This is a genomic window from Paraburkholderia sp. HC6.4b (assembly GCF_014200875.1).
Classification (GTDB): domain Bacteria; phylum Pseudomonadota; class Gammaproteobacteria; order Burkholderiales; family Burkholderiaceae; genus Paraburkholderia; species Paraburkholderia tuberum.
Genome location: NZ_JACHDC010000026.1, coordinates 50777 through 77173 on the forward strand (window position 1 = coordinate 50777; position 26397 = coordinate 77173).

Sequence of the window (26397 nt, forward strand, 5' to 3'; positions counted from 1 at the left end):
GTGTAATTGTAAATAGCAAATCGGCGTGACGGCTGTTGTCGAAAACCCGCAAAGGTTTGGCCTCGCCTGCCGATTGTCAGATCATTGGAAACGCAATTCCTTCAGCGCCGACAGTCCGGTCAGCACCGGCTTGCCGTCCTGATTGCGAACCATGGTGTCCATCACGAGGATGCGCTTGGCGGGTTTCTTCTCGACTACGGTCACATGGATCCTGATCGTATCGTCGATGAAGACGGGTCCGAGAAAGCGCAACTCCTGCCCGACGTAGACGAAGCCGGGACCGGTCAACCCGGTATGGGTCGTCGACACCAATGCCGCGGTCAGCAGGCCGTGCGCCACGCGGTGGCCGAATGGCGTGCGTGCCGCGAAGTGCTGATCCATGTGTAAGGGATTGAGGTCGCCCGACAGATGGCCGAAAGCGTTCACGTCACTTTCCGCGATGGTACGCACGAGTACCTGGCAGCGGCCAATCTGGATATCGTCAAAGCGCAGCATCTCGTGGCACTGATTCAGATGAGTGTTCATGCAGTTCTCCGCCCGGTCAGCGCCGCGCCCGCTTCGACCAGCGTATCGATTTCGTCCGGCTCGTAGCCCAGTTCGGCGAGCACCTCGCGGGTGTGTTCGCCTTGCCGCGGCGGCTGACGGGTGAGCGGTGGTGCTGCGCCGTCGTATCGAACCGGATGTGCGAGCAAACGAATCGGCTCGGCCTGCGGATGCTCGACCTCCATGATGATGCGGTTGTGCGCCACTTGCGGGTCGGCCTCGACCTGATGGTAGTCGTTCACGGGCGCGTACCAGATGTCGTGCTCATCGAAGGTCGTCATCCAGTCGGCCGTCGTGCGCGCAGTCAGCGCGTCATAAACGATGCGGTTCAATTCGTCGCGGCGGCGCACGTTGTCCTTTGGGTGCGAAAACCCGGCCAGCACGGGCTGAGACAAGGCCGCCGCCAGCTTCTCAGTGGGCGTGAGCGAAACGGCGATCCAGCCGTCGAGAGTCCTGTAAACCCCATAGGGCGACGGATGGAACCGGCTGCCGGTCGGCGGGTTCGTGCGCGGCCAGAGTGGTCCCTTGTTCAGGTAGTAGGTGAACGGCTCGATCTGAAGATCGAGCGCCGCGTTGAGCAGGTTGCTTTCGACCAGCGTGCCTTTGCCGGTGCGTTCACGCGCCTGCAAGGCCGCGACCACGCCGAAGGCTGCCAACGCCGCCGCGTGCTGGTCGACGATCGCGGATCCGACGGGCGTGGGCGGGGAATCGGCCTCGCCGGAGAGCATCGTCATGCCACTGATGGCCTGCAGCAGCAGGTCCTGCCCTGGCCGCTTGAGATACGGTCCCGATGACCCGTAGCCGGTGCACGAACAGTACACGAGCCGCGGGTTGATCTCGCGGACATCGTCGTAACCGAAGCCCATGCGCTGCAGGACGCCTGGCCGGTAGTTTTCGATCAGGACATCGGCTTCCTTGATCAGCCGCCAGACGATCTCGCGCGCGCGCTCGTCGCGCAGATCCAGCGAGATGCTGCGCTGATTGCGGTTGCCGAGCAGAAAAAACATGCTCACACCTTCGACATACGCATCGAAGCCGGTCCAACTGCGCTCGAACGCGCCGCCCGGCGGTTCGATCTTGATCACGCCCGCGCCGACGTCGGCCAACATCTGCACGGCGGCGGGGCCCTGCAAGAAGTGAGTAAAACTTAACACCTTGATGCCTTCCAGCATGACTTGTCTCCCGACCGCGTGTCCGTATCTGTTTGACTGAGGGTTCAGGCAAGCAGGTTTCGCGAGATGATCATTCTCTGAATCTCCGAGGTGCCCTCGACGATCTCCAGCACCTTGGCGTCGCCGAATGCGCGCGACACTGGGTACTCGCTCATCACGCCGTAACCGCCATGTATCTGCAACGCCTGATGAGCCGCCTCCATCGCGCGCTCGGTGGCGAAGAGCTTGGCCATCGACGCCTGCTGATCGAAGCGAACGCCTGCATCTTTGAGCGCGGCGGCATCGTAGAGCATCAGTCGCGCGGCGTGCGCGTGGGCCGCCATGTCAGCGATCTTGAACTGCAGCGACTGGAACTCGGCGATCGGCTTGCCGAATGCGCGCCGCTCCTTCATGTACGCGATCGACCGATCCAGTGAACCCTGCAGGATGCCTAGCGCGAGCGCGCCGATCAGGATTCGGCCCGTGCTGATCTGGGCGAGCGTCTGTCGCAAGCCCGCACCGCGTTCGCCGAGCAGGTTGGCGGTCGGGATCGTGCAGCGCTCGAAGAACAACTCGTAGGTGCTCGATGCGCGCCAGCCGATCTTACGCAGTTTGCGTCCGTAGCTGAAACCGGGGGTGCCGTTGGGCACGATGAAGTTAGAAATTTCCTTGCGGCCGTCGGGGCGCGTTCCCGTTACCGCGGCGATGACGACCGGCCCGGTCACTTCCGTGCCGGAATTGCTAATGAAGGTCTTCGATCCATCGATGACGTATTGGTCGCCTTCCAGCGTCGCACGCGTCGCGATGTTGGCCGCGTCGGAGCCCGCGTTGGGCTCGGATAATCCGATCGCGCCGACCTTGCGGCCGTCGAGGATAGGGCACAAATAACGATCCTTTTGCTCATCGGTGCCATAGTTGGAAAGCAGGCTTGCGACCGTCGAATTGGCCATTAGAGAGTTGGCGATTGCGCAATCTACCCGTGCGAGTTCCTCTAACACGATTACATAGGAAAGCCATTCGCCACCGCCGCCGCCCCAACTCTCCGGATAAGGCAGGCCGGCGAAGCCGAGCTCGCCGGCACGCTTCCAGATGTCGTAAGGAAAGGCTTCCGCTTCCCAAAGCTCTTCCGAGACAGGAGCGATTTCGTTTTCCGCGAAACGGCGCACGGCGTCGCGTATCGCGGTGTGTTGTTCGTTTAACCAATGCGGCATGTTCGACTCTGTGAAAAAGCGGGAGATGGGTTGAAGCAGGGGGCTGCGTTACAGCACCTTCAGATAGGTATCGCCAGATGCGACCAGCGTGCCGTCCTGGCGCGTGACGTCTGCCCTGAAAACGCACATGTTGCGATCGTCGTCCTTCTCGCGCAGCGTGAGGCGGGCGGTGACCGTGTCGCCGATAAATACCGGCGCATTGAACGTGATGTCGTATCGGTAAGAAACCGCACCGGGGCTCGGCGCCTTTTGCGCCATATAGCCCATCACGGTCGATAAGAAGCCGACCGACAGACATCCTTGCGCAATGCGCTTCTCGAAGCGCGTGGTTTTGGCGAATTCCTCGTTCAAATGCACCGCATAGAAATCGCCGACGATCCCGGCGAAGCCGTAGATATCGAATTCAGTTACGGTCTTGGCGAAATCGGCAGTGTCGCCGACCGCGTAACAATCCATGTGCGGGCGTTTGGCCATGGTGGTTCTGGAAGTGAGAGTCGGTTGCGGAGCCGGCCTGTTCTTTGTTGATTGGGGCCGGCGGGTGTGACTCAAATTTAATGAGTGCGGGTTGCTGACCGTTAGGACGGTTTGGGCGAATGCTTGGACTTTTTTGACTGTATGCACGCAGTGATTGCAGTCTTCGGCCGATCCGCAAGCGGCCGCGGATTGCCCCCGGTCAGCTATCAGTCAATACCACCAAGGGTTTTCGCCTCGTGTGCGCCGGATAAATCGCCAGGCAGTCTGGCAAACGCGTGCTATCGAAGACGCCGTAAAAAAGTACAAGAAATCGGTCGGCCGGTCCTAACGCCCGTTGCGTGCACTCACGAATACTTGGAGCGCCTGCAGACGGATCGGCCTGACGCGGCGCGAAAATTACATTCCAGTACGGAAGGAGACGAAATGAAATCATTCTTCAGCGCGCGCCGCGCATGGCGCACCATGATGGTGGGTACGCTGCTCGCAGCGGGCGTCGTTGTCGCAAGCGTTGCCCGTGCGGACGAGCCGATCGTCATGAAGCTGGGCCACACCCTCGCCCCGGACAACCACTATCAGCTGACTGCCCAAGTGTTCGCGAAGGAGGTCGCGCAGCGAACCCACGGCAAGGTCAAGATCGAGATCTTTCCGCAGTCACAGCTCGGCGGCGAAGTGCAGATGGCACAAGCGCTGCGCACCGGCACCCAGGAGCTCATGATTTCCGCACAGGCGCCGATCGGAAACACGATCAAGCAGTGGCAGATCTTCGATACGCCTTATCTCTTCAGCAGCATCGACGACGCCAACCGGCTTCTGCAAGGACCGGTCGGCCGCAAGTTCCTCGACATGATGCCGGCGGTCAACATGATCGGCTTGACGTGGCTGTCGGTGGGCGAACGCAATTTGTTCACGGCTAAAAAGCCCGTCGGCTCGCTCGATGACATGAAGGATATGAAAGTTCGAGTGATGCAGAGTCGCGGCTATATCGCGGGCTATAAGGCACTGGGCGCAAATCCGACGCCGCTGCCTTATAACCAGTTATTTCTGGCGCTTTCGCAAGGCCTGGTCGACGGCGGCGATACGTCACCGGAGCAGTTCATCCAGGACAAATTTTCCGATGTCGCGAAGCATTACTACCTGACCCACGTGAACTACCTGCCCGTGGTGCTGGCAATCAGCAAGAGCGCCTGGACGCGTCTTTCGCCTGACGAGCAGCAGGCGTTTCATGCCGCTGCCGCCGTCGCCGCGGACTATGACATGAAGGAATACAAGCACGAGTACGACGACGCGCTCGCAACGATGAAGAAGAATGGCACCCAGGTGACCGAGATAAACACGGTGCCGTGGGCCGCCGCGACCGCAAGGGCGCGCGAGGGCCTGCTCAGCGACATTCCCGATGGCCAGGCGCTTTATCAGGAAATCAAGGCGGCCGACAAGTCCGCTGTCGCTTCGAAATGAAGGGAGAGTGCCATGGAAAAGCTTGCCCGTAATCTCCTGTTTATCGATGACCTGGTCCTGAAGATCACGCTGTTCCTATGCGGTGGACTACTTCTCATGATGGTGTTCGTCGCTGGCCTCGGGGTGGTCTTCCGCTTCATCCTGCACAACTCGCTGTCGTGGTCCGACGAGCTCGCGGCTTATCTGTTCGTGTGGCTCACGTGCCTCGGTGCGGCGGCAGGAGCCAAGCTGCGGGTTCATCCGGAGGTGCGGGTACTGGCCGACCGTTGTCCGCCCGCTTTCGCGCAGACACTGACGGACCTTACCGACTGCGTAGTCCTCGCGCTCGGCGTGGTCTTCCTTATGTACGGTGGCGACATGCTGGAGCTGATGGGCACCGAAACTGCGACCTCTCTGCCGATCTCAATGGTGTACCCATATCTCTCGATTCCCGTCTGCGGCGCATTGCTGGTCTTTCATTCCGCGGTCCGAATCGCGGTTTCTCATCTCGCGCCCGGCGCGCAAACGAGGCAGTCTCTGTTGCAGGGCGTCTCCGAACATATCTGAGGTGAATCAACATGTGGGCACTCGCTCTAGGCGCCGGGTTCCTCGGCTTGGGTGTACCGGTGGCCATTTGCATCGGCATTGCGGCGACGATTGCATTGACGCTGAATGGAACCCCGCTGCTGGTGATTCCGCAGCAGCTGTTTTCGAACCTGAATAACGTCGGCCTGCTGGCCATCCCGTTCTTCATGTTGACAGGCGCAATCATGGATGCGGGCGGCGTCTCGCGCCGGATCATCGACTTTTCGCAGGCGCTTGTCGGCTTCATGCGCGGCGGCATCGGACAGGTGACGATCGTTGCGAGTATGTTCTTCGCCGACCTCTCCGGTTCGGCGACTGCGGATACCGCAGCGATCGGCTCGGTCATGATCCCCGGGATGGTCAAGCAGGGATATTCACGCGCGTTCGCAGTCGCGCTGCAGTCGGCAGCGGGCTCACTCGGATTGCTGTCGCCCGTGTCGATGAGCATGCTGGTGTACGCCTACACCGCCAACGTTTCGGTCGGAACGATGTTCGTCGCGGGGATAGTGCCGATGCTGCTGGTGGTCGTTTCCTTCATGCTCGTGAACTACCTGACTGCGGTGCGCCAGAACTATACGGCGGTCGAAGCGTTTTCCGCCAGGCGGCTGTGGACGACTTTCAGACAGGCGATCTGGGCATTGCTGACGCCCGTGATCATTCTGGGCGGGATCCTTGGCGGCGTCTTCACGCCGGTAGAAGCAGGCGTCGTCGCGGCGTTCTATGTGACGCTGGTGAGCGCCTTCATCTTCAAGTCGCTCAAGCTGTCGCAGTTCGGGGAAATACTCACGCGCACGGCCATCAATACCACGCGGGTATCGTTTCTTCTCGGGCTCGCGTTCGTGCTCGGCCGCTATCTGATTGAGGCGCAAATTCCGTTACACGTCGCCAACAGCTTCCTGGCCGTGACGACCAGCGCGTTCGTGTTGCTGATCCTGATCAATCTCTTCCTTCTGGTAGCCCATACCGTACTCGAAACGATCTCGAGTATTGCGGTGGTGATCCCTGTGTTCCTGCCGCTCGTCGTGCAAATGCATATCGATCCGGTGGTGTTCGGCGTCATCGTACTGGTCAACTCAGCCATCGGCATCAACCTGCCACCGATTGGTTTTTGCCTCTTTACGGCTGCGTCCATCGGCGGCGTGTCCGTCGAAAAAGCGACTCGGGCGATCCTGCCGTTCATCTTCGCGCTGGCGGTCGACCTGCTGCTGATCATCGTCTTCCCGCATATCCCACGCTTCCTGCCGAACTTGCTGGCAATCAAATAACACGAGAACGGAGGCTCATCATGAACACGACTCACGTCGAGCGAAGCGGCGCGGCGCCGGTCCCGCTGGCCGCATTCGAGGACCTGAAGTACCTGAAGCTGGAACAACCACTTCGCTTCGTCTGGTTAATCACGTTGAATCATCACGACAAGCGCAATGCGCTGTGTGTGCCGCTGCTGGTGGAACTGGCGCGCGTGCTCGCGGCAGCCGAAGTCAGCGACGAAGTCAGGGCTGTCGTGCTCACCGGCGGCGAGGGTTTCTTCAGCGCCGGTGCGGATATTGCCGACATGGCGGCACGCGGGGTCGCAGCGTATGCGGACCCGGTGCGCCTCGCGAGCTGGAAGGCGATTGAAACCTTTCCGAAGCCGCTGATCGCCGCGGTCAACGGCTTCGCCATCGGTGGTGGCCACGAGCTGGTGATGCTGGCCGATATCGTCGTCGCGGCGGACGACGCGACCTTCTCGCAGCGAGAGATCGTCATCGGCGCGCTTCCGGGCGATGGCGCCACCCAGCGCCTGCCGCGGGTGCTCGGCAAGACACTGGCGATGAAACTCGTGCTTACCGGCGAGCCGCTGACGGCAGCCGAGGCCGAGCGCCACGGACTTGTGACCGAGGTCGTCGCGCCGGCACGCAGCATCGCACGCGCCGTCGAGATCGCGTCGCTGATCGCCGCCCGCGCGCCGCTCGCGGTCCGACTGGCCAAGCGCGCCGTGCTCGATTCGTTCGAGACCAACCTCCAACAAGGCCTGCAGTGCGAGCATCAGGCGAATCTCGACGTGTTCAAGACCGAGGATCGCGCCGAAGGCCACCGCGCATTCGTCAAAAAGCGGCCGCCGCGCTTCAAGGGTCGCTGACCATTGGTGCCTCGCGCATGCGCCTCTCGACGCGATCGGCAACGCTTTCCTTTAGTTCTGACCGGCATCGATGCAGATATCCACGCCGCGGTCTTCCGAATGTTCAGGGCGAACGCGGAGTTCAGTAGAACCCTGTTCCACCTCACCCCGACAGCCGGACTCACGACGTAACGGAGATTATATGAACGGGCTGAATGGTATCCGCATTCTCAGCTTCAATCATTTTCTGATGGGGCCTTTGGGCGTGCAGCACCTCGCCGATTGCGGGGCCGACGTCATATCGGTCGAACCCGTCGACGGCGCATTTCAGCGCAAGTGGGGCGGCGCGAACCGCGCCATCGATGGGCAGACGATGCTGCTTTTGATGGGTAATCGCAATAAGCGCAGTCTGGCTTTGAATCTCAAGGACCCTCGGGCGATCGATATCGTCATGAGCTTGCTGCCTCAGGTCGACGTGGTCGCCGAGAATTACCGTCCCGGTGTGATGGAACAGCTGGGATTGGGTTACGAGGCACTCAAGGCAGTCAAGCCGGACATCATCTATGCATCCGGCTCGGGATTCGGTCAGGATGGACCCTATGCCAGCCGGCCGGGGCAGGACCTGATCATTCAGGCCATGTCGGGTATCGCGACAATCACCGGAAGCCGGGAGGACGGTCCACGCGCGGTGGGCGTGTCTGTCGTGGATCATCACGGCGCTGCGCTGTATGCGAACGGTATCCTGACGGCACTGCTCAACCGCGAGCGTAGGGGCGAGGGCTGCCGGGTCGACGTAAGCTTGCTGGCGGCTGCGCTCGATTTGCAACAGGAGTCTCTCACGTGTTTCCTGAACGGCGACGGCCATGACGACGTGCGACAGGCGGGGCGTGTATCAGGTTGGTACTTCCCCGCACCGTACGGCATTTATGCAACTGCGGACGGTTTCATCGCACTGTCGCTGAGTCCTCTCGACATCATTTATCGGATCCTTGGGATCCCGGAAAAGGAACGGATTCCCGCGAAGCGCGCATTCGACGAGCAGCAGGAAATCTCCGACCGGCTTGCGCGCCGGCTTGCGCAGGACACGACGGCGCACTGGTTGCCACTATTCGAACGGCATCATGTCTGGCACACGCGCGTCAACGACTATGCGCAGGTGGTCGCCGATCCGCAGGTGCGCCACTTGAAGAGCTTCGAGACAGTCGAGGGTGCAACCGGCAGCCCCGTGACGCTCGTCAATCACCCGGTGCGCTACAACGGCAGCGCGCCAGCTATCCGTATGCCGCCGCCACGGTTGGGCGCGCACACGATCGACATCTTGTCAGGGGTGGGAATGAACCGGCCGATGATCGACTCGCTGCTGGCGGACGGCGTAATCGGCGTTGCCGAGGACGCCGAGGCCGTTGCGGCGGCCGCGGCAAAAGGCGGAGTCGCGTGAAGCGGGTTTGAAGCCATCCATGCGGCGAGCGTGCCGTACGCGTCGATGAAAACAGGGGAAGCAGGCATGAGTGACAGGTGCAGGGAAGTCAGTACGGATGTGCTGGTCGTTGGCAGCGGCGGCGCTGCGCTGCGGGCCGCGCTCGAGGCGGATTCCAGCGGCGCTGACGTGCTGGTTGTGATCAAAGGGGCATTTCGCAAAAGCGGCGCGACGTTTCATAGCGTAGCTGAAGTAGGCGCCTTCAATGTGCCGGACGGAGCAGGGGATCACAGCGATAATCCTGATGTTTTTCTCGCCGATATCTTGCATGCCGCTCAAGGCATGGCGGACCCGCGCTTGAGCGCGATTCTCGCGAACGAAGCGCATGAGTCTCTGCGCTACCTCGAACGATACGGCGTAAAGTTTGAGCGCGAGGACGACCACTACCTGGTTTTTCGCGCATGCTTTTCTTCCAAACCGCGCTCGCATGTGATTCATGAGCACTTCAAACCAATCGTGAAATCGCTGGGGACCGAAGCGTCCCGGCGCGGCATCAAGGTCATGGACCGGTTGATGATCGTCGACCTGCTGTCGCAGGACGGCGAATGTCTCGGCGCATACGCGATCGATTCGGATGGAAACCCGATGCTGATCCGTGCCAAGTCGACGATTCTTACCACCGGGGGTGCAAGTCAGCTGTTCGCCCAAAACCTGTATCCATCGGACATTACCGGCGACGGCTATGCAATGGCTTATCGCGCGGGCGCGCGACTGGTCAACATGGAGTTCATGCAGGCCGGTGTGAGCGTGCTGACGCCTTTCGTCAACCTGTTCGGCAACTACCTGTGGGACGCGCACCCGAATCTCACCGACCGCGATGGCAGGGCGTTCGTCCCTGACTATCTGCCGACGGGGCTGGCTCAGGAAGATGTCATTCGGCAAAAAGAGCGGCACTTTCCGTTCAGCTCGAGCGACATCTCACGCTACGTCGAAATTTCGATTCAGAAGGCACTCAACGATGGCCGCGGCACGGCTGAAGGAGGCGTGTTTCTCGACTTCGCCGGATGCGATCTCGAATCGATACTGGCCGACAAGAGCCGAAGCATCGCAAGGATGTGGCCGCTAACCTGCCAATGGTATAAGGAGCACGGCGTCGACCTTTATCGGGACCGAGTGCAGATCACCTGTTCCGCGCATGCGATCAACGGCGGATTATTTATAGACGAAAACGCACAGTCCAATCTGAAGGGTCTGTTCGCTGCGGGTGAGGTGGCAGCGGGTCCACATGGCGCAGACCGTCTCGGCGGCAATATGGCCCTGACGTGCCAGGTCTTCGGCCGCCGGGCGGGCCTGGCCGCGGCCGAACGCGCGAAAAAGATGACGCACCGCGCGATGACCGGGGCCTTGGACGACAACCGCACGGTCGCCAAGCAATTCCGCCGAAATGGCAGGCACACGCTGGACGAACTGAAAGCACGGATTCAGCAGTGTGCAAACCGGTATTTGCTGATCGTGCGCGAGGAAGCCGGGCTCCGGACCTTCAGCCGTGTCTGCAGGGAGACGCGAAACCAGTTGTTTCACGACACGGTGATCGGCACGCCGGCTGAGCTCATGCGGGGCATCGAATTGGCGAACTTGATCCAGGTCGGTGAATTGATGGCTTCGGCGTCGCTTGTCAGGCGCGAGAGCCGGGGTGGTCACTACCGCGAAGACTTTCCCGAGCGCAACGCGGACTTCGCCTGCAACATATTCCTCGAGCGGAACGTGCCTGAAGGTCTGTGGTTAGGGCGGCTGGCGGATCTGTCGTCGTGAGTCGGTAGCGAGCTAATCACCTTGCGCCGTTCGATCAGGGGGGCTGTCGCGGTAAGGCGGTTGAGTCGTACAAAGACGACATGATGAGGATAGCGTACGTCACCAACGAGTAGAACTGGCAGGCTGCAGATGGCTTGAACGAGTCGCGCGTACTGTTTCTGGCAGCAGGCGAGCGGCAACCGCGCAGCCTCATGTATTCCATAATGGTATAGATCAAGCGTTATTCTTCATTATAAAGGCATGTCGATCCCCGCTAGTATGCAGACTCCTGGCTGCGCCCCGACGCGTGAACCCAGGCGCAAGGCGTCCAGACGCCGCCTCGCCGCCGTGGGCCAATACGGAAGGGCCGAACCGACCATTCATTGATGCGCTGCCTGCGTCGAAGGCGAGGCGAGCGTACGAGGAGGAGACTCGATCGTGAAAATGACCTTCCGCTGGTATGGCGACGCGGACCCTGTGCCGCTCGCTTATATCCGCCAGATCCCCGGCATGGTCGGGGTCGTCTCGGCGATCTATGACGTGCCTGTGGGCGAGGTGTGGCCGATCGACAGGATCCTGTCGCTGAAGCAGAAGATAGAGGCTCACGGGCTGACACTGGAAGTGATCGAAAGCGTGCCGGTGCACGAGGACATCAAGCTGGGCCGACCGACGCGCGAGAGGCTCATCGCCAACTATGGCGAGACATTGCGTAACCTCGGCGCCTGCGGCGTGAAGGTGGTCTGCTACAACTTCATGCCGGTTTTCGACTGGACCCGCACCTCGCTGGAAATGCACCTGCCCGATGGCTCGACGACGCTCGCGTTCGACACGCAAGCGATCCGCGAGCTCGACGTCAGCCAGGGTATCCAGTTGCCCGGCTGGGACGCGAGCTATCGGCCCGAACAGTTGAAAGTCCTGCTGCGCGACTACGAAGCGCTAGACGAAGCCGATCTCTGGGCCAATCTCGACTACTTCCTGCGCGCGATCATTCCGGTGGCCAAAGAAGCCGGCCTCAAGATGGCGATCCACCCCGACGATCCGCCGCGGCCGATTTTCGGCCTGCCGCGCATCGTGAAGAATCGCGCTGACCTGCAGCGCGTGCTGGCGATCGTCGACGATTCCGCCAACGGCCTGACACTGTGTTCCGGTTCGCTAGGCGCGGACCAGCAGAACGATATTCCGGCATTGGTGCGCGAGTTCGGCGCGCGTGGCCGGATTCATTTCGCGCACCTGCGTAACGTGCAAACCAATGCCGCAGGCGACTTTCATGAGACCTCGCATCGTTCGGCCGACGGCTCGCTCGACATGGCGGAAATCGTCAAAGCCTATTTCGAAACCGGCTTTGAAGGCTATGCAAGGCCGGACCATGGGCGAATGATCTGGGGCGAAACGGGCCGCGCCGGCTATGGGCTGTTCGATCGCGCGCTGGGTGCGGTCTACCTGAACGGCATCTGGGAAGGCCTCGCCAAACATCCGGCCTATCATGCGGCTGAGTAATGCCGTCGTGGCTTCGCTCGCGCCGCGCGCCGCTGGCGAAGTCGTCGTTCCCGCCTACGATCGCACGAGCCTTGCACCGGGCATCGTCCATCTGGGCCTCGGGGCGTTTCATCGCGCGCACCAGGCGGTGTACACCGAGCACACATTGCGCGCTGGCGATCAGCGCTGGGGCATCGTCGGCGTTTCGTTGCGGCGTGCGGACACGTCGGAGGCGCTCACTGCGCAGGACCATCTGTATACCGTGAATGTGCGAAACGGCGATGCGGATTCGTTCCAGGTGGTCGGTGCGCTGATCGCTTCGCTGGTCGCGCCGCAGTCGCCCGCCGCCGTGCTCGATGCGATGAGCGATCCGCGCTGCCATATCGTCAGCCTGACGATCACCGAGAAAGGCTATTGCCGCAATCCGGCCAGCGGCGCGTTGCAGTTCGATCATCCCGAGATTGTTCATGATCTGCGCGAGGCCGCCGCGCCGCGTAGCGCGATCGGCTTCGTCGTGCGCGCGCTGGCGCTGCGCCGCGCGGCCGGTTTGGGCCCGTTTACCGTGCTGTCGTGCGACAACCTGCCGTCCAACGGCGGCACGATGCGCGCGTTGACGCTGGCGTTCGCGCGCGAAGCGGATCCTGTGCTGGCCGACTGGATCGAGCGAGAGGGCGCGTTTCCCAACACGATGGTAGATCGGATCGTGCCGCTCACCACCGACGCCGATCGCATGCACGTGGCGAAGCAACTTGGTGCCGACGATGCGTGGCCGGTGATGACCGAGCCGTTTTCGCAATGGGTGATCGAGGACCGCTTCGCGGGGCCGCGGCCGGCGTGGGAGCGCGCAGGCGCGACGCTCGTGGGTGACGCGCGTCCCTATGAGCAGGCCAAATTGCGGATGTTGAACGGCGCGCATTCGGCGCTCGCGTACCTCGGGTCGCTGATCGGCTACGACACCGTCGATCAGGCGATCGCGGCGCCGGCCGTGCGGAACTTTGTCGAAAACATGTTGCGCGACGAGGTGGAGCCGACGCTGTCGCGCCCCGCTTTGGCCAGCTATCGCGCTGAACTGTTCACGCGTTTTCGCAACACTGCGCTCGATCACCGCTTGCAACAGATCGCGACCGACGGCTCGCAGAAACTGCCGCAGCGCTGGCTGGAAAGCGTGCGCGCCAACCTGAAAAGCGGCGCGCCGACCGAACGTCTCGCATTTGTGTTGGCCGGCTGGATCGCGTACCTCAGCGGTCAGGACGAGACGGGCCGCACCTACGCCATCGCGGACCCGCTCGCCGACACACTGGCCGAGGCGGTCCGCTCGACCTTGCACGCGGATGCCATCGATGCGGTACAAACACTGTTCGAAATCGAGTCGATTTTCGGATGCGATCTGCGCGCACAGCCGCGCTTCGTCACGCAGGTCGCACGCCATCTGGCGGCGATTCGCGCACAAGGCGTCGTCAAAGCCATGGGCGCTTGTACCGCTTCACGGCCATGCACGTAGCCGCAGCGACCGCCACGTTCTGCAGACAGAGTAGCAGCCCTAAATAACGGGAGGAAGACATGAGCGACCTGCTCGTCAGACCGTCAAAGCATGCCGAAGACGGCCAGATCATCCATATCACGCCGGCGAACGCCGGCTGGAAATACGTCGGCTTCGACGTTTTCGACCTGAACGCCGGCGCCAGGCTTACGCGGGAGACGGGCGATCGCGAAGTCGTGGTCGTGCTTGTCAGGGGGCGCGCAATAGTCGGATGCGAAGGGCTCGCGAGCCGCGCGATCGGCGCACGGATATCGCCGTTCGATGGCGCGCCGTGGTCCATGTATGTGCCGCCGCATACGCGCTACACGGTCGTGGCCACGCACGACGTCGAACTCGGCATCTGTTCCGCGCCCGCGAAGGGTGGCCTGCCGCCGCGCTTCATTGCACCTGACGAGGTCAGGCAGGAAACCCGTGGCGCTGGCGCCAATCTGCGTCACGTGCGCCACATCCTTCCGGAAACCGAGCCGGCGGAGAGCTTGCTGGTGGTGGAATCCGTGACGCCCGCAGGCAACTGGTCGAGCTACCCGCCGCATCGGCACGATACCGACAATGGCGAGCAGCAGACCTATCTCGAGGAAACCTATTACCACCGCGTCTCGCCGCCGCAGGGCTTCGCGATTCAGCGCGTCTATACCGACGATCGCAGTCTCGACGAAACGCTCGCGGCGTACGACAAGCATGTCGTGCTGGTGCCGCGCGGCTATCACCCGGTTGCCGCCGCGCACGGCTATGACCTCTACTACCTGAATGTGATGGCCGGTCCGCGCCGCGCCTGGCACGTACATAACGAGCCGGCTCACGAATGGTTAGTACAACCCGGCGCAAGGGTCGCGGTGGACGGCGCGCGCTGAGTCCCGTTGCGGTAAGTCAATCGCTGTCGGCGTCGGGGCCTTGGGTGTCGAATCCGGCGGCCTCGCGCAGCGCTTGCAGCATCGCCCGCGCGCCCGGCGAGAGCCTGTCGCCGCGCCGTGTGACGATGCCCGCCGGTCCGAGCTTCAGATCGAGTTCGAACGGTAGCGGTTCGAGCGCACCGGCAATGCAATAAGGCCGCACCGGCTCGCGCGCAAGCGGCGCGATCATATCGCTCATTTGCAGCAGACTCGTGATGACAGGCAGCGACGAGCTCTCGACCACATCCGTCGGCAACGCGAGCTTCCGTTCGAGAAACAGTTGCGTGAACTGATTGCGCATGACGTTGCCTTTTGGCGGCAAGATCCACGTTTGCGGCGCCAGTTCGTCCCAGCTCAGCGCCTTGCGCTTGACGAGCGGATGGCCAACGCGTGCGAACAGCGCGTGCTGTGCTTCTGCGAGCGGCGCATAGTGCAGCTCCGCAAGGTCGTCCGGATTGCGGATTCGCGCGACGATCATATCCAGCTTGCCTTCCTGCAGACGCTGCACCAGCACCTCGCTGAACTCCATCTCGATGTTGACGCGAATCTGCGGGAAGCGCTTCTTGAGCAGCGCCACCGCTTGAGGCACGAGGTTGGTGGCCGCCGTGACCTCGGTGCCGATCATCGCCTGCCCGGTCAGGCCGGCTTTGAGCGCTGACACTTCGTCGTACGCGTGCCGCAACTCCGCCAGCACGCTGCGTGCATGGCGGATCAGCACCTCGCCGTACCAGGTGGGCTCGACACCGCGCGGATGCCGTTCGAACAGCTCCACACCCATCGTCTCTTCCAGTTCACGCAGCAACTTGGTCGCCCCGGGCTGCGTCATGTGCGCGGCGTTCGCCGCCCGCAATACCGAGCGATGGGTATCGAGCTGAATGATCAGGGCCAATTGACGTGTCTTCAGACGCGTGGGGTCGAAGCGGCTCGTCGCGATGGCCCCTGCGCCGGTGTCCGGATGAATTGCCGAGGTCACGATGTCGCCTCCATGTATTCCGTATCGATATAGGTTTTGCGTTATTTTTCATTATCAAAGCATATCGGTCGATTCTACTATGCAGAGGACGGCCTGCATTCCAAAGCGGGGCGAATTCCCTTCATGGGCATTGAGGCGGGCTGCATCCTGCAGCCACACAGGAGACGAAGAAGTAATGAACACTCGTACCACAGACATCCCGCCGGAAGGCATCACCACCGACGAGTTCCTCGGCCGCGTCGCCAAGGTCCGCAGCGCACTCGACAAGGCGGGGCTGGTCGGCCTGCTTGCCTTCGGCGATTGCTGGCGTGGCGCGAACATCGGCTACTTTACCGAATTCCGCCCGCTCGACGGCGTATCGGACATTGCCAACGCGATCCTGCTGCTGCCCGTGGACGGCGACCCCGTGCTGTTCGTGTCGGATCAATGCTTCGACTACGCGACGAGCGTGACCGCCTTCGAAGTGCGCAGCCTGCGTGAAGTCACGCAACGGGTGCAGGCATTTTCGGCGCGGCATCGCAGCGGCACGGTCGGCCTCGCCGGCGCCGCCTATATCCCCGCGGACCTGTTGCAGCGCCTGAACGCCGGTCTCAACGAATTGAAGCTCGAACCGACGATGGTGCTGGCCGAAATCAAGGCGATCAAGAGCGACGCCGAAGTCGCACTGATGCGCAAAGCCGCCGCCTTGACCGATTCGGCGATGGCAGCGATTCGCGACGCGCTCGCCGACCGCCGTCCCTACACCGAGCGTGAACTCGCTCTGATCGCTGACCGCGCGATGCTCGCGGGAGGAGCAGACCGGACCGCGTTTGATTCGATGGTGCAATCCGGTCCGCGCTCGGCGTATAACCTGGCGCGCCCCACCGACCGCATCCTGCAACCGGGCGACCTGATCATGACCGACATCGGCGCGCGTTATCGTGGGTACGTGGCCGATGGCGGACGCGGTTTTACCTACGGTCCGGCGAATCCCGAGAAGATGGCGATCGTCGCGGCAGCGGCGCGCGCGGTCGAAGCGGGGCTTGCCGCCGCGCGTCCCGGCATGGCGGCCATGGAACTGAATGCGGTGATCCAGCAGGCGCTGGTGAAATCGAACTACGAGCAATACTCGAGCGAAGCGCGCGGCCATGGCACCGGTCACGGCACCGGCATGGACCCGGAAGAAGAAGCGCCGTGGATCGGGCCGGGCAACAGGACCGTGCTGCAGGAAAACATGGTCTTTACCCTGAAGGCGACCATTACGGTGCCGAACGTCGGCGGTTTGCGCACGGAACGTATCGTGCGGTTGACCTCGGGCGGCGTCGAAACGCTTGACCAGTTCCCGATGGAACTGCACTGGTGAGCACAGTGAATTTATCGTAACGTGCCGGCGGACCCGCGCCGCCGACACGCAGCAGTTCAAAACATAGATTCCCAGAGAAGGGAGGAGACATGAACACATCGCCCGTTTCATCCGGCAACGCGCCGGTTATCAGCCGTTCGGCCGTCAACCGTGTGCTGGTCGCTTCGGTGGTCGGGACCGCCATCGAGTGGTACGACTTTTTTCTCTATGCCACCGCTTCGGCGCTGGTGTTCGCCAGGCTGTTCTTCCCCTCGTTCGATCCGGTGGTCGGCACCATTGCGGCGTTCGGGAGTTTTGCGGTCGGCTATCTCGCACGGCCTTTCGGCGCGGTGTTTTTCGGGCACTTTGGCGACCGCATCGGACGCAAGGCGACGCTCGTCGCGACGCTGACGATCATGGGCGTCGGCACCTTCGTGATCGGGCTGCTGCCGACTTACGCCTCGATCGGCGTCTGGGCGCCGATCCTGCTGGTGGCGATGCGCTTTCTGCAAGGGCTTGGCGTCGGCGGCGAATGGGGCGGCGCGGTGCTGATGGTGGTAGAAACGGCGCCGGCCAGCAAGCGTGGCTTCTTCGGCGCGTTCCCGCAATTGGGCGTGCCGCTCGGGCTGATGCTCTCGACCGCGGTGTTCAAAGCCGTGTCGAGTCTGCCGTCGGACGCGTTCTATACCTGGGGATGGCGCCTGCCGTTCCTGCTGAGCGTCGCGCTGATCGCGATCGGCCTGTTTATCCGGCTGCGCGTCATGGAATCGCCGGTATTCGAACAGATCAAGGCGAGCAAGCAGGTCGTCAAGGCGCCGCTGATCGAATTGCTGCGCCGGCATCCGAAAGACCTCGTGCTGACGATCGGCACGCGCTTCGCGGTCGATATCACCTTCAACGTGATCAACGTGTTCGTGCTGGTCTATGGCACGACACGGCTCGGGCTGCCGCGCGGACTGCTGCTGAACGCCATCATTCTCGGCTGCGCCTTCGCACTGATCACGCTGCCATTGTTCGGAAAACTGTCGGATCTGATCGGACGCCGGACGGTCTTCATGTTCGGGGCGGTGTTCGTGGCGATCTACGGATTCGCGTTCTTTCCGTTGCTCGAGACACGCAATCCGACCTTGATTCTCGTGGCGTACGTCTGCGGTATCGCGTTAAGCCAGGCGTCCGTGTATGGCGTGCAATCGACGTGGTTTGCGGAACTGTTCGGTACGCGGGTGCGCTATACGGGTGCGTCGCTGCCGTATCAGATCGCCGGCATCATCACGTCAGGGCCGACGCCATTGATCGCCACTTATCTGTTCGCCACGTATGGCCAGACGCTGCCCATTTCGATCTATATCGCGGCGACGGGGTTGCTGAGCCTGGTGTGCGCGTTTTTCCTCGCCGAGACTTTCAAGCGGGATCTGTCCGCGGAGCCGGAAGATGAAGCGGCCACCGCGCTGGGTGCGCATGCGTGCGCGCATTCGCCGCGTCCTTTGTCGCGCTGAGCGCTGGTGTTCTCCATCGCATTGCTCCGTCGTTACGATGGCTACACCTTCGCACCGCGCGTACGTGCGTTCAAGACGGGATGCGCTGACGAATACGAACTGTACGACGATGGCTCGGATGACCGCAATGAGACCAGGCGGATCAGCTGCAACCCGCGCTGATTAACCGTATCAAACTGCAGGAAAAGGGCGATCACCCCGGTTCCGGCTGTCTGAGGGGCCAAAGTTCGGGTTAGCCGGATTGCTGCTGTCGGATGCATCCCGCTGCGTACTGCGCAGATGAGGGAGCGCCCAGGGCGAGACTACCGCAGAGCCACGGGAGAACGTGGTGTTCCCCGTGGGGTCGCACAAGACTACGCGAACGACGAAAGATGTTGAGCAGCCAGATCGCTAGACTTGTTCACGTGCTCGGCCATCAGCCACTTGGCCAACGCATAGTCGCCAGTGCTGATCGCATTGAATATTGACTCGTGCTGAGTTTGCGCCTGCTTCAGTTGTTCAGGCGTGTACGCGTATCGTGACCGGTGGGTGATGGTGACCGCCAGTACCTGTCGCGTGATCGTCGTCAATATATGGCTGCCTGCTGCCACCAGAATTGTGTCGTGAAATTCGAGGTCCGCCTGGGCCTGTGCCAATGGCGACGATTGCGCGTCCAGAAGCTGGTACTTCGCCAAGGCTTCGCGGACTCTTTCCAGCTGTCGGTAACAAAATTGTGCAAACAGACGGACGCTAACGATCGACAACTCGCAGCCAAATCTTAAACACGACATTATAGTACTAATGTCGTGTTCAGTATTGAATTGTGTAGTATATGGTGCGTTTTACGTTGTATTATCAACACATCCATATTCCCCAAAGCCGCTTCCACATGACCCTCGAAGCCGACATCGAAGTCGTCCGTCAAAACGCGTCCGACACGCAGACGCTTTATCGCGAGGTCTGCGCGTTGCTGTTTTTCCGTTACGGCGAAACACCGACCGCGAACCGCCTGTACCAGCTGGTGCGCAAAGGCAGCATGAGCGCGCCGGCCAAGGCGTTGCGCGATTTCTGGACCGACGTGCGCGACAAGACGCGTGTGGACGTCGGCCGTCCGGACTTGCCGCCCGAGGTCGCAGCGGCTGCCGGCGAATTGGCGGCCCAGCTGTGGCGTCTGTCGAGCGACGCCGCGAACGCCGCGCTCGACGTGTTCAGGCAGGACGCGGACGCGCAAATCGCCGCCGCGCAAGAACAGGCCAAGCAACACGACAGGCAGCGTCAGGACGCCGTCGACAAGGCCGAACAGGCGGCCAACGATGTCGCGACCCTGCGCGCGCGGATTGCCGGACTCGACGCGCGCGTCGTCGAGCTGCAGACGGCCAACGACATGCTGACGGCGCAACTGGCGACATCGAAGGAAGAAATCGCGGCAGGAGCCGCCGCGCTCGCCGATGCCCGCCGCGATTTCGCCGACGAACTCGCGAAGCTGCGCCGCTCGCACGAGCAGAACGAGCAGCGGCTCGCCGCGGCGGAAAAGCGCGCCTTGCTCGAAATCGACGGTGAACGAGCGGCGGCGCAACGTCTGCGCAAGGAGCTCCAGGCGAGTCACGAGCGGGCGGCGACGCTCGAAGCCGAATCGCGGGCCGAGCGGGACGCGATTCGGGACGAGTTGGCCGCATCAAAGGCAGAACTGGCTGCCTCCGCTGCGCGGCATGCCGCGACCCGCGGGCAGCTTGCGGAAAAGGATGCGTTGCTGGCTGAACGGGTGGCGGCGACCGACCTGTTGCGCGAGCGTATCGACACGCTTTCGCGGCAGATCGAGATGGCGCGAACAGAAAAAACGTCCGCGCGCCCTGCCCGCCGCGCCCGCGAAACATCACCCGTGCAGGGCCGCGCGACGGTGGGCTTCTCGGGCGCACCGTTCGTCAAACGTTCGACCAACGCCAAACCACGCGAAGACTGAGAAGTGGTTACACCTGGTGACGTTCGATAAAAAGTGATCGTCATGGGGCGGCGGCACCCGCCGCCCGCGCGCAACGCTGCGTCAGAACCGCGGATGACACTCGAAACTGACCGACGACCCGTGCTCGGTCATCGCGCTGACGCCGCTGACCGTCTCCGTCTTCACGCTGCTTTGCATACCGAGACGATCGCAGTAGTCGCGCGCCTCGTTCATCGCGAGTTCGTGCGCGCGCGCCCAGGCCATGCGTCCTCCGGTCGCGCTGGCGGCGACCGTGTAGCTGCCGGGCTTGCCGCTCGCGACCACATCCGTGCTCGACGCGCACCCGACGAGACTCGCGCACGCGAGCGCCACCGCCGCCACCGCGCGCATGCGCGTGGGCAGCGGCGCCCTCTTCCTTTTCGTGCTTTCCGCTCGAGCGACGGACGCCACTTCGCGTACCCGCACCGTTTTGCGCGCCTCAGCGAGCATGTCCGAACCCTGATTCGACATCGTGGATCACCTGCATTTTTAACTGATTAGTCAGGCAGCAATTATCCGGAATCGTTCGCTCAAGATCAGCCGATACAACCGAAAACACTGTTGCGCGAGTCCTAACAATGGACGCGAGCGCCACGCCGCGACGGCGTCGGCAATGAGCGGACCACATGGTTCACAAAAGACCTTCCGGAATCCCTTTTGAGCGTCTAGTCTGTAACGATGCCTGTTCGACGGACAGGCATTTCGAACCGCAGACGGACCCCACCACATAGCGGCATACACCGGTCGCCGAACCGGAGGAGACATATATGGATCTCGAGGCACGTACCCTTCAGCGCGTCACGGTTCGGCTCGTGCCGTTCCTGATCCTGTGCTATTTCATCGCCTATCTCGATCGCGTCAACGTCGGCTTCGCGGCCTTGCAGATGAACAAGGCGCTCGATCTGTCCGCGAGCGCGTTCGGCTTCGGCGCGGGCGTGTTCTTTATCGCGTACTTCTTTTTCGAAGTGCCGTCGAACCTGCTGCTCGAACGATTCGGCGCGCGCCGCTGGATCGCGCGGATCATGTTTACGTGGGGTATTCTCGCGGGCGCGATGGCGTTTATCCCGGACATCGCGCGCTTCACCGGGCTCTCGCCCGCGCACGTGTTTTTCGGCCTGCGCATTCTGCTTGGCGTCGCCGAGGCCGGCTTTTTCCCGGGCATCATCTTTCTGCTGACCTTATGGTTTCCGGCCGCGTATCGCGGGCGCGTGGTCGGCTACTTCATGGCGGCGATTCCGCTGTCGACGGTGATCGGCGGCCCGATCTCCGGCGCGCTGCTGTCGCTCGACGGCCGCGGCGGACTCGGCGGCTGGCAGTGGCTGTATCTGATCGAGGCGGTGCCGGCGTTATTGCTGTCGGTCGCGGTGCTGTTGTATCTGACCGACAAGCCCGCCGACGCCACCTGGCTCAGCGCCGAGGAGCGCGACTGGCTGATCGCGCGGCAGAAGCAGGAGCGCGAGCATCGCGAGGCGGTGCGCCACTTCAGCGTGAAGGAGGCGCTGATCAATCCGCGCGTGCTCGCCATCGCGCTGATCTATTTCGGGGCGAACGCGACCAACTACGGCCTGAGCTTCTTCCTGCCGCAGATCGTGAAGTCGTTCGGCCTCACTAATCTGCAGACGGGTTTCGTGACGTCGCTGCCGTACGTGGTCGGCCTCGTCAGCATGATTTTGTGGGGACGGCATTCGGATCGCCACCTCGAACGCCGCTGGCACGTCGCGACTGCGCTGTTCGTCGCGGCGGCCGGCATCGCGGCCGCGGCCGGCCTCGACGATCCGGTGCAGAAGATGATCGCGCTATCGATTGCCGGCTTCGGCATCTTCGGTTGCCTGCCGGTAATCTGGACCTTGCCGGCCGCGTTCCTGTCGGGCGCGGCGGCCGCGGGCGGCATCGCCGCGATCAACTCACTGGGCAACCTGGCGGGTTTCTTCGGGCCGTTCGCGATGGGCTGGATCAAGGACAGCACCGGCGGCTTCGGCGCCGGGCTGCTATGCCTGTCGGGCGCGGGACTCATCGGCATGGCGGCGGTGTTGCTGCTGCATCACGACACGTCGCTCGAGACGACGCATGGCAATCCGCATGCGCGACCGCCGGGTGAAGCGGGGGTCGCGAGGTCTTAGCGCTAGTCCCACGCGCCGTTCAATACGCACCCGGGCAGCCCGCCCGGGTCGCCTTCAATTCGCCCCGCTGCCGTTATTCGACCCTTCTGTGCCCTGACCGCCCGCATCGGGCGGCACGATGTCGTCCGGCGTCGGGGTTGGCGCGAGCGCTGCCGCACCGCCGCCGTGCGCTTCACCGTCGACGGTATTACCCGGCGCCGGCGCGGGAGCCGACCCCGACCCCGGCGCCGGCAGCAACGGCGGCAACGCGCGCGCTTCGCCCTGCACCGCGGACGCGCCCGCTGCCTCTGACACCGCCGCCGGTGCCGCCACGGCAGACGCCGGCGGCTGCACCGACGCGACCGGCGCGCGCCGCGCCGGAGCACGCGCCACGATCTGCTTGTCCGGCTGCACCGGCGTGCGCGTGAACAGGTGCCCGATCCAGTCGCGCAAGCGTTCGGCGCGCTCGGCGAACCAGCCCGGCTGCTGCGCGGTATCGAACTTCATGTGGCTGTCGACGAGCCGCGAGCGCTGCGCGCGCTGGAAGAAATCGCCGACGATCGGCAGCGCGCTATGCGCACCCTGCCCCCAGTAATCGCTGCGCAGCGTCACACGGCTGTCGTTGAAGCCGACCCACGCCCCCGCCACCAGTTGCGGCTGCATCAGGATGAACCAGCCATCCGCGTTGCCCTGGGTCGTGCCGGTCTTGCCCGCGACATCGCCGCGCACGCCGAAGCGCGTGCGGATGCTCGCGCCGGTGCCGCGGCTGATCACGTCGCGCATCACGTCGACGAGCGTGCGCGCCGTGTCGGCGGGCAGCTCGCGACTCGGCGTGGCCGGCTTGAATTCGGCGAGCAGGTTGCCGTTGCGGTCCTCGATGCGCGTGACCATCAGCGGCTCGACGTAGCCGCCGAGGTTCGCGATCGTGCCGTACGCCGACACCATTTCCTTAAGCGTGACCGGGCTCGTGCCGAGCGCGAGCGACGGCACCGGGTCGAGCTGGCTGTCGCGCACACCCATCGCGCGCGCGAGCCTGGCGACCCTGTTCGGACCCACCGACTCCATCACCTGCGCGGTGATGCGGTTGCGCGAATAGGCGAGCGCGTCGCGCAGGCTGATCATGCGGCCGCTCGGCTCGTCCTCGTCGTTCGGCTTCCAGATTTCGCCGCCGGCGAGTTCGATCTGAACCGGATTGTCCGGCAGTTTGTCGTCCGGCTTCGCGCCGGCCTCGAAGGCCGCCGCGTAGACGAACGGCTTGAAGGTCGAGCCCGGCTGACGGCGCGCCTGCTGCACGTGATCGAACGGATCAACGCCAAAGTCGCGGCTGCCGACCCACGCCTTGATCTCGCCGGTACGCGGGTCCATTGCGAGGAAGTCGGCCTGCACGCGCGTCTTCGTGTCGCACACGCTCTGCACGAGCTTGCGATCGGCGAGCAGGCGTTTCAGCGCGTCGTCGTCGGCGAGGCCCGTGTCTTTGGCCGCGCGGAAGTCAGGCGTTTCGCGCAGGAACGTGCGCAGCAGGTCCTTATCCGCCGAGCAGCCCGCGCGCGTGCCCCACGCGGAGTTCGCGATGTTCTGCAACTGGTTGCCCTGCAGCGTGACCGCCTGGGTCGCCATCGTCTGCAGACGCGAGTCGATCGTCGTGCGCACGACGAGTCCATCGGAATAGATGTTGTAGTCGTTGCGATCGGCCCACGCGACGAGCCATTTGCGCAGTTGCTGCGTGAAGTGCGGCGCGGGTCCGGGTGGCTCGATCTGGCGCTCGAAGTCGAGACGCAGCGGCTTGCGGGCGAGCGTGTCGTACTGGGCGGGTGTCAGCTTGCCGTACTTGACCAGCTGCGCGAGCACCGTATTGCGCCGCTGCAAGGCGCGCTCGGGGTTCAGCACCGGGTTGTAGTACGCGTTGCCCTTCAGCATGCCGGTCAGCGTCGCCGCTTCGAGCACGTTCAGGTCGGATGCGGACTTGTCGAAATAGGTGCGCGCAGCCATCTCGATGCCGTACGCGTTGTACAGGAACGGGACCGTATTCAGGTAGGTTTCGAGGATCTCGTCCTTCGTGTAGAACGCCTCGATCTTCAGTGCGGTGATCGCTTCCTTCAGCTTGCGCGTCAACGTCGGCGCGCGGCCGATTTCGTCGGGATACAGATTGCGCGCGAGCTGCTGCGTGATCGTCGAGCCGCCCTGGCGGTCGCCGGAGAACGTGTGCAGCGCGGCCGAAGCGGTGCGCCGCCAGTCGAGCCCGAAATGCTGATAGAAGCGGTGATCCTCGGTGGCGATCAGCGCGTTCACGACGTTCGGCGAGATGTCCTTCAGCTTGACCCACTCGCGGTTCGACGGCTTGAACTCGGCGAGCAGCTTGCCGTCCGCCGACAGGATCTGCGCGGGCTGCTCGATCTTGGCCTTGCGGATGTCGCCGATGCTCGGCGTGAACGGAATCAGCAGCAGCACGTACAGTACGAATAGCACCGGCAGCGCGGCGAGCCCCCACGCGAACGTGCGGCGGGTCGGATGGCGCAGATGCCATGCGGCCTTCGCGAACAGCGGGTTCGCGAGCGTCAGCCCTTTGTCGAGGGCCGCCAGAAAGGAGGAAAAGAGGCGCTTCACTTGCTGTCGTCGGCTGGGAAAGGCGCAATCGTACCAAGATGTGGGGGGGCGCCGGTTTTTGCCTCGTTCGCGGCATGGAGTGCGGCTCCGGCGAGGCCACTATAATGTCGCCAATTCCGACAAGAGGTGCTTCATGATCATCAAACCGCGTGTGCGTGGCTTCATCTGTGTATCGACCCATCCGACCGGCTGCGAAGCCAACGTCAAGGAACAGATCGAGTATGTGAAGGCACGCGGCCCCATCGCCAACGGCCCGAAGAAGGTGCTCGTGATCGGCGCGTCGACCGGCTATGGCCTCGCCGCCCGCATTAGCGCAGCGTTCGGCTCGGGCGCGTCGACCCTCGGCGTGTTCTTCGAGCGCGCCGGCAGCGAAACCAAGGCTGGCACGGCCGGCTGGTACAACACCGCGGCGTTCGAGAAGTTCGCCACCGCCGAAGGCCTGTACGCGACCAGCATCAACGGCGACGCGTTCTCCGACGAAGTGAAGGCGCGCACGATCGAAGTGATCAAGCGCGATCTCGGCCAGGTCGATCTGGTCGTCTATAGCCTCGCGGCGCCGAAGCGCCAGCACCCGAAGACCGGTGAAGTGTTCAGCTCGGTGCTCAAGCCGATCGGCAAGGCTGTCAATCTGCGCGGCATCGACACCGACAAGGAAGTGATCAAGGAAACCGTGCTCGAACCGGCCACGCCGGAAGAAATCGCGCACACGGTCGCGGTGATGGGCGGCGAGGACTGGCAGATGTGGATGGACGCGTTGGGCGAAGCCGGCGTGCTCGCCGACGGCGCCAGGACCACCGCGTTCACCTACCTCGGCGAGAAGATCACCCACGACATCTACTGGAACGGCTCGATCGGCGCGGCCAAGAAAGATCTCGACCAGAAAGTGCTCGGCATCCGCTCAAAGCTCGCGGCCAAGGGCGGCGATGCGCGCGTCGCGGTGCTGAAGGCAGTCGTCACGCAGGCAAGCTCGGCGATTCCGATGATGCCGCTCTATCTGTCGCTGCTCTTCAAGGTGATGAAGGAAAAAGGCACGCACGAAGGCTGTATCGAGCAGGTCTACGGCCTGTACAAGGACAGCCTCTATGGCAGCCAGCCGCATCTGGACGACGAAGGCCGTCTGCGCGCCGACTACAAGGAACTCGATCCGCAGGTGCAAGGCCGCGTGCAGGAGCTGTGGAACCAGGTGAGCAACGACAACATCTACGAACTCACCGATTTCGCGGGCTACAAGACCGATTTCCTGCGCCTGTTCGGCTTTGAAATGAAGGGCGTCGATTACGACGCGGACGTCAATCCGGACGTGCAGATTCCAAATCTCGTGCAGGTTTGATCCACCG

At 62.9% G+C, this 26397-nt stretch carries 22 protein-coding genes; 14 read left to right on the top strand and 8 right to left on the bottom strand.

Features of this window, described 5'->3' with window-relative positions; all coding sequences use genetic code 11:
- Positions 1-81 precede the first annotated feature (81 nt).
- From HDG34_RS32790 to HDG34_RS32805, 4 genes are read right to left on the bottom strand one after another with little or no spacing between them, the layout of a single operon-like run.
- Positions 82-525, bottom strand: a complete 444-nt coding sequence (locus HDG34_RS32790) for a MaoC family dehydratase (protein WP_018424295.1) — start codon at positions 523-525, stop codon at positions 82-84.
- Positions 522-1715, bottom strand: coding sequence for a CaiB/BaiF CoA-transferase family protein (locus HDG34_RS32795; RefSeq protein WP_184066487.1), 1194 nt, complete (start codon positions 1713-1715; stop codon positions 522-524). The genes HDG34_RS32790 and HDG34_RS32795 overlap by 4 nt, the downstream gene beginning before the upstream one ends.
- A gap of 44 nt (positions 1716-1759) precedes the next feature.
- Positions 1760-2905, bottom strand: coding sequence for an acyl-CoA dehydrogenase family protein (locus tag HDG34_RS32800; RefSeq protein WP_090804968.1), 1146 nt, complete (start codon positions 2903-2905; stop codon positions 1760-1762).
- A 48-nt stretch (positions 2906-2953) separates the two neighbouring features.
- Positions 2954-3526: a MaoC family dehydratase gene (locus tag HDG34_RS32805; protein ID WP_244144791.1), complete on the bottom strand. Its 573-nt coding sequence runs from the start codon at positions 3524-3526 to the stop codon at positions 2954-2956.
- A 207-nt stretch (positions 3527-3733) separates the two neighbouring features.
- Between HDG34_RS32805 and HDG34_RS32810 the strand changes: the two genes are divergently transcribed.
- The 9 genes from HDG34_RS32810 (at position 3734) to iolB (ending at position 14571) form a co-directional block, all read left to right on the top strand.
- Positions 3734-4834, top strand: coding sequence for a TRAP transporter substrate-binding protein (locus HDG34_RS32810; protein WP_244144790.1), 1101 nt, complete (start codon positions 3734-3736; stop codon positions 4832-4834).
- A 12-nt stretch (positions 4835-4846) separates the two neighbouring features.
- Entirely contained in the window at positions 4847-5380 is a 534-nt protein-coding gene (locus HDG34_RS32815) for a TRAP transporter small permease (RefSeq protein WP_090804963.1), read from the top strand.
- Positions 5381-5391: 11 nt separating this feature from the next.
- Complete coding sequence (locus tag HDG34_RS32820) at positions 5392-6663, top strand: TRAP transporter large permease (RefSeq protein ID WP_090804962.1); 1272 nt, start codon at positions 5392-5394, stop codon at positions 6661-6663.
- 20 nt (positions 6664-6683) lie between these two features.
- The gene (locus tag HDG34_RS32825; protein ID WP_184066490.1) at positions 6684-7517 is read left to right on the top strand and encodes an enoyl-CoA hydratase-related protein; all 834 of its coding nucleotides are present in this window, start codon (positions 6684-6686) and stop codon (positions 7515-7517) included.
- A 181-nt stretch (positions 7518-7698) separates the two neighbouring features.
- A complete protein-coding gene (locus HDG34_RS32830) occupies positions 7699-8934 on the top strand; it encodes a CaiB/BaiF CoA-transferase family protein (protein WP_184066493.1) in 1236 nt (411 codons plus the stop codon).
- Positions 8935-9000: 66 nt separating this feature from the next.
- Entirely contained in the window at positions 9001-10725 is a 1725-nt protein-coding gene (locus tag HDG34_RS32835) for an FAD-binding protein (RefSeq protein ID WP_184066496.1), read from the top strand.
- A 417-nt stretch (positions 10726-11142) separates the two neighbouring features.
- The gene (gene uxuA / locus HDG34_RS32840; RefSeq protein ID WP_311734902.1) at positions 11143-12201 is read left to right on the top strand and encodes a mannonate dehydratase; all 1059 of its coding nucleotides are present in this window, start codon (positions 11143-11145) and stop codon (positions 12199-12201) included.
- Positions 12188-13681, top strand: coding sequence for a mannitol dehydrogenase family protein (locus HDG34_RS32845; RefSeq protein ID WP_184066499.1), 1494 nt, complete (start codon positions 12188-12190; stop codon positions 13679-13681). The genes uxuA and HDG34_RS32845 overlap by 14 nt, the downstream gene beginning before the upstream one ends.
- A gap of 59 nt (positions 13682-13740) precedes the next feature.
- The gene (gene iolB, locus HDG34_RS32850) at positions 13741-14571 is read left to right on the top strand and encodes a 5-deoxy-glucuronate isomerase (protein WP_184066502.1); all 831 of its coding nucleotides are present in this window, start codon (positions 13741-13743) and stop codon (positions 14569-14571) included.
- 16 nt (positions 14572-14587) lie between these two features.
- Here the strand turns inward: iolB and HDG34_RS32855 are convergent, their stop codons facing one another.
- Complete coding sequence (locus HDG34_RS32855) at positions 14588-15583, bottom strand: LysR substrate-binding domain-containing protein (protein ID WP_184066505.1); 996 nt, start codon at positions 15581-15583, stop codon at positions 14588-14590.
- Positions 15584-15758: 175 nt separating this feature from the next.
- On the opposite strand from HDG34_RS32855, the gene HDG34_RS32860 reads away from it, so the two are divergent.
- Both HDG34_RS32860 and HDG34_RS32865 read left to right on the top strand, forming a co-directional pair.
- Complete coding sequence (locus HDG34_RS32860; RefSeq protein ID WP_184066508.1) at positions 15759-16925, top strand: Xaa-Pro peptidase family protein; 1167 nt, start codon at positions 15759-15761, stop codon at positions 16923-16925.
- An 89-nt stretch (positions 16926-17014) separates the two neighbouring features.
- Positions 17015-18400, top strand: coding sequence for an MFS transporter (locus HDG34_RS32865; protein WP_090812492.1), 1386 nt, complete (start codon positions 17015-17017; stop codon positions 18398-18400).
- Between the two features lie 353 nt (positions 18401-18753).
- Here the strand turns inward: HDG34_RS32865 and HDG34_RS32870 are convergent, their stop codons facing one another.
- Positions 18754-19170 (bottom strand): FadR/GntR family transcriptional regulator, encoded by a 417-nt coding sequence (locus HDG34_RS32870; RefSeq protein ID WP_184066511.1) that lies wholly within the window; start codon positions 19168-19170, stop codon positions 18754-18756.
- Positions 19171-19268: 98 nt separating this feature from the next.
- Here HDG34_RS32870 and HDG34_RS32875 point away from each other — a divergent pair, with 98 nt between their 5' ends.
- On the top strand, positions 19269-20339 hold the full coding sequence (locus tag HDG34_RS32875; protein WP_184066514.1) for a DNA-binding protein: 1071 nt from the start codon (positions 19269-19271) through the stop codon (positions 20337-20339).
- Between the two features lie 81 nt (positions 20340-20420).
- Here HDG34_RS32875 and HDG34_RS32880 read toward each other — a convergent pair whose 3' ends face one another.
- Positions 20421-20828: a hypothetical protein gene (locus tag HDG34_RS32880; RefSeq protein ID WP_184066518.1), complete on the bottom strand. Its 408-nt coding sequence runs from the start codon at positions 20826-20828 to the stop codon at positions 20421-20423.
- A gap of 296 nt (positions 20829-21124) precedes the next feature.
- Between HDG34_RS32880 and HDG34_RS32885 the strand changes: the two genes are divergently transcribed.
- The gene (locus HDG34_RS32885; protein WP_184066521.1) at positions 21125-22477 is read left to right on the top strand and encodes an MFS transporter; all 1353 of its coding nucleotides are present in this window, start codon (positions 21125-21127) and stop codon (positions 22475-22477) included.
- A 54-nt stretch (positions 22478-22531) separates the two neighbouring features.
- Here the strand turns inward: HDG34_RS32885 and HDG34_RS32890 are convergent, their stop codons facing one another.
- Complete coding sequence (locus HDG34_RS32890; protein ID WP_184066539.1) at positions 22532-25060, bottom strand: transglycosylase domain-containing protein; 2529 nt, start codon at positions 25058-25060, stop codon at positions 22532-22534.
- A gap of 133 nt (positions 25061-25193) precedes the next feature.
- Between HDG34_RS32890 and fabV the strand changes: the two genes are divergently transcribed.
- Positions 25194-26390 carry an enoyl-ACP reductase FabV gene (gene fabV, locus HDG34_RS32895; RefSeq protein WP_184043658.1) on the top strand — a complete coding sequence of 399 codons (1197 nt, stop codon included), beginning with the start codon at positions 25194-25196 and terminating at the stop codon, positions 26388-26390.
- Positions 26391-26397: the final 7 nt, after the last annotated feature.

Coding starts and splice junctions, on each gene's coding strand:
- iolB (WP_184066502.1), top strand. CDS start 13,741: ATGAGCGACCTGCTCGTCAGACCGTCAAAGCATGCCGAAGACGGCCAG.
- HDG34_RS32875 (WP_184066514.1), top strand. CDS start 19,269: ATGACCCTCGAAGCCGACATCGAAGTCGTCCGTCAAAACGCGTCCGAC.
- HDG34_RS32845 (WP_184066499.1), top strand. CDS start 12,188: ATGCGGCTGAGTAATGCCGTCGTGGCTTCGCTCGCGCCGCGCGCCGCT.
- HDG34_RS32815 (WP_090804963.1), top strand. CDS start 4,847: ATGGAAAAGCTTGCCCGTAATCTCCTGTTTATCGATGACCTGGTCCTG.
- HDG34_RS32885 (WP_184066521.1), top strand. CDS start 21,125: ATGGATCTCGAGGCACGTACCCTTCAGCGCGTCACGGTTCGGCTCGTG.
- HDG34_RS32860 (WP_184066508.1), top strand. CDS start 15,759: ATGAACACTCGTACCACAGACATCCCGCCGGAAGGCATCACCACCGAC.
- HDG34_RS32880 (WP_184066518.1), bottom strand. CDS start 20,828: ATGTCGAATCAGGGTTCGGACATGCTCGCTGAGGCGCGCAAAACGGTG.
- fabV (WP_184043658.1), top strand. CDS start 25,194: ATGATCATCAAACCGCGTGTGCGTGGCTTCATCTGTGTATCGACCCAT.
- HDG34_RS32795 (WP_184066487.1), bottom strand. CDS start 1,715: ATGCTGGAAGGCATCAAGGTGTTAAGTTTTACTCACTTCTTGCAGGGC.
- HDG34_RS32865 (WP_090812492.1), top strand. CDS start 17,015: ATGAACACATCGCCCGTTTCATCCGGCAACGCGCCGGTTATCAGCCGT.
- HDG34_RS32820 (WP_090804962.1), top strand. CDS start 5,392: ATGTGGGCACTCGCTCTAGGCGCCGGGTTCCTCGGCTTGGGTGTACCG.
- HDG34_RS32870 (WP_184066511.1), bottom strand. CDS start 19,170: ATGTCGTGTTTAAGATTTGGCTGCGAGTTGTCGATCGTTAGCGTCCGT.
- HDG34_RS32800 (WP_090804968.1), bottom strand. CDS start 2,905: ATGCCGCATTGGTTAAACGAACAACACACCGCGATACGCGACGCCGTG.
- HDG34_RS32830 (WP_184066493.1), top strand. CDS start 7,699: ATGAACGGGCTGAATGGTATCCGCATTCTCAGCTTCAATCATTTTCTG.
- HDG34_RS32835 (WP_184066496.1), top strand. CDS start 9,001: ATGAGTGACAGGTGCAGGGAAGTCAGTACGGATGTGCTGGTCGTTGGC.
- HDG34_RS32825 (WP_184066490.1), top strand. CDS start 6,684: ATGAACACGACTCACGTCGAGCGAAGCGGCGCGGCGCCGGTCCCGCTG.
- HDG34_RS32790 (WP_018424295.1), bottom strand. CDS start 525: ATGAACACTCATCTGAATCAGTGCCACGAGATGCTGCGCTTTGACGAT.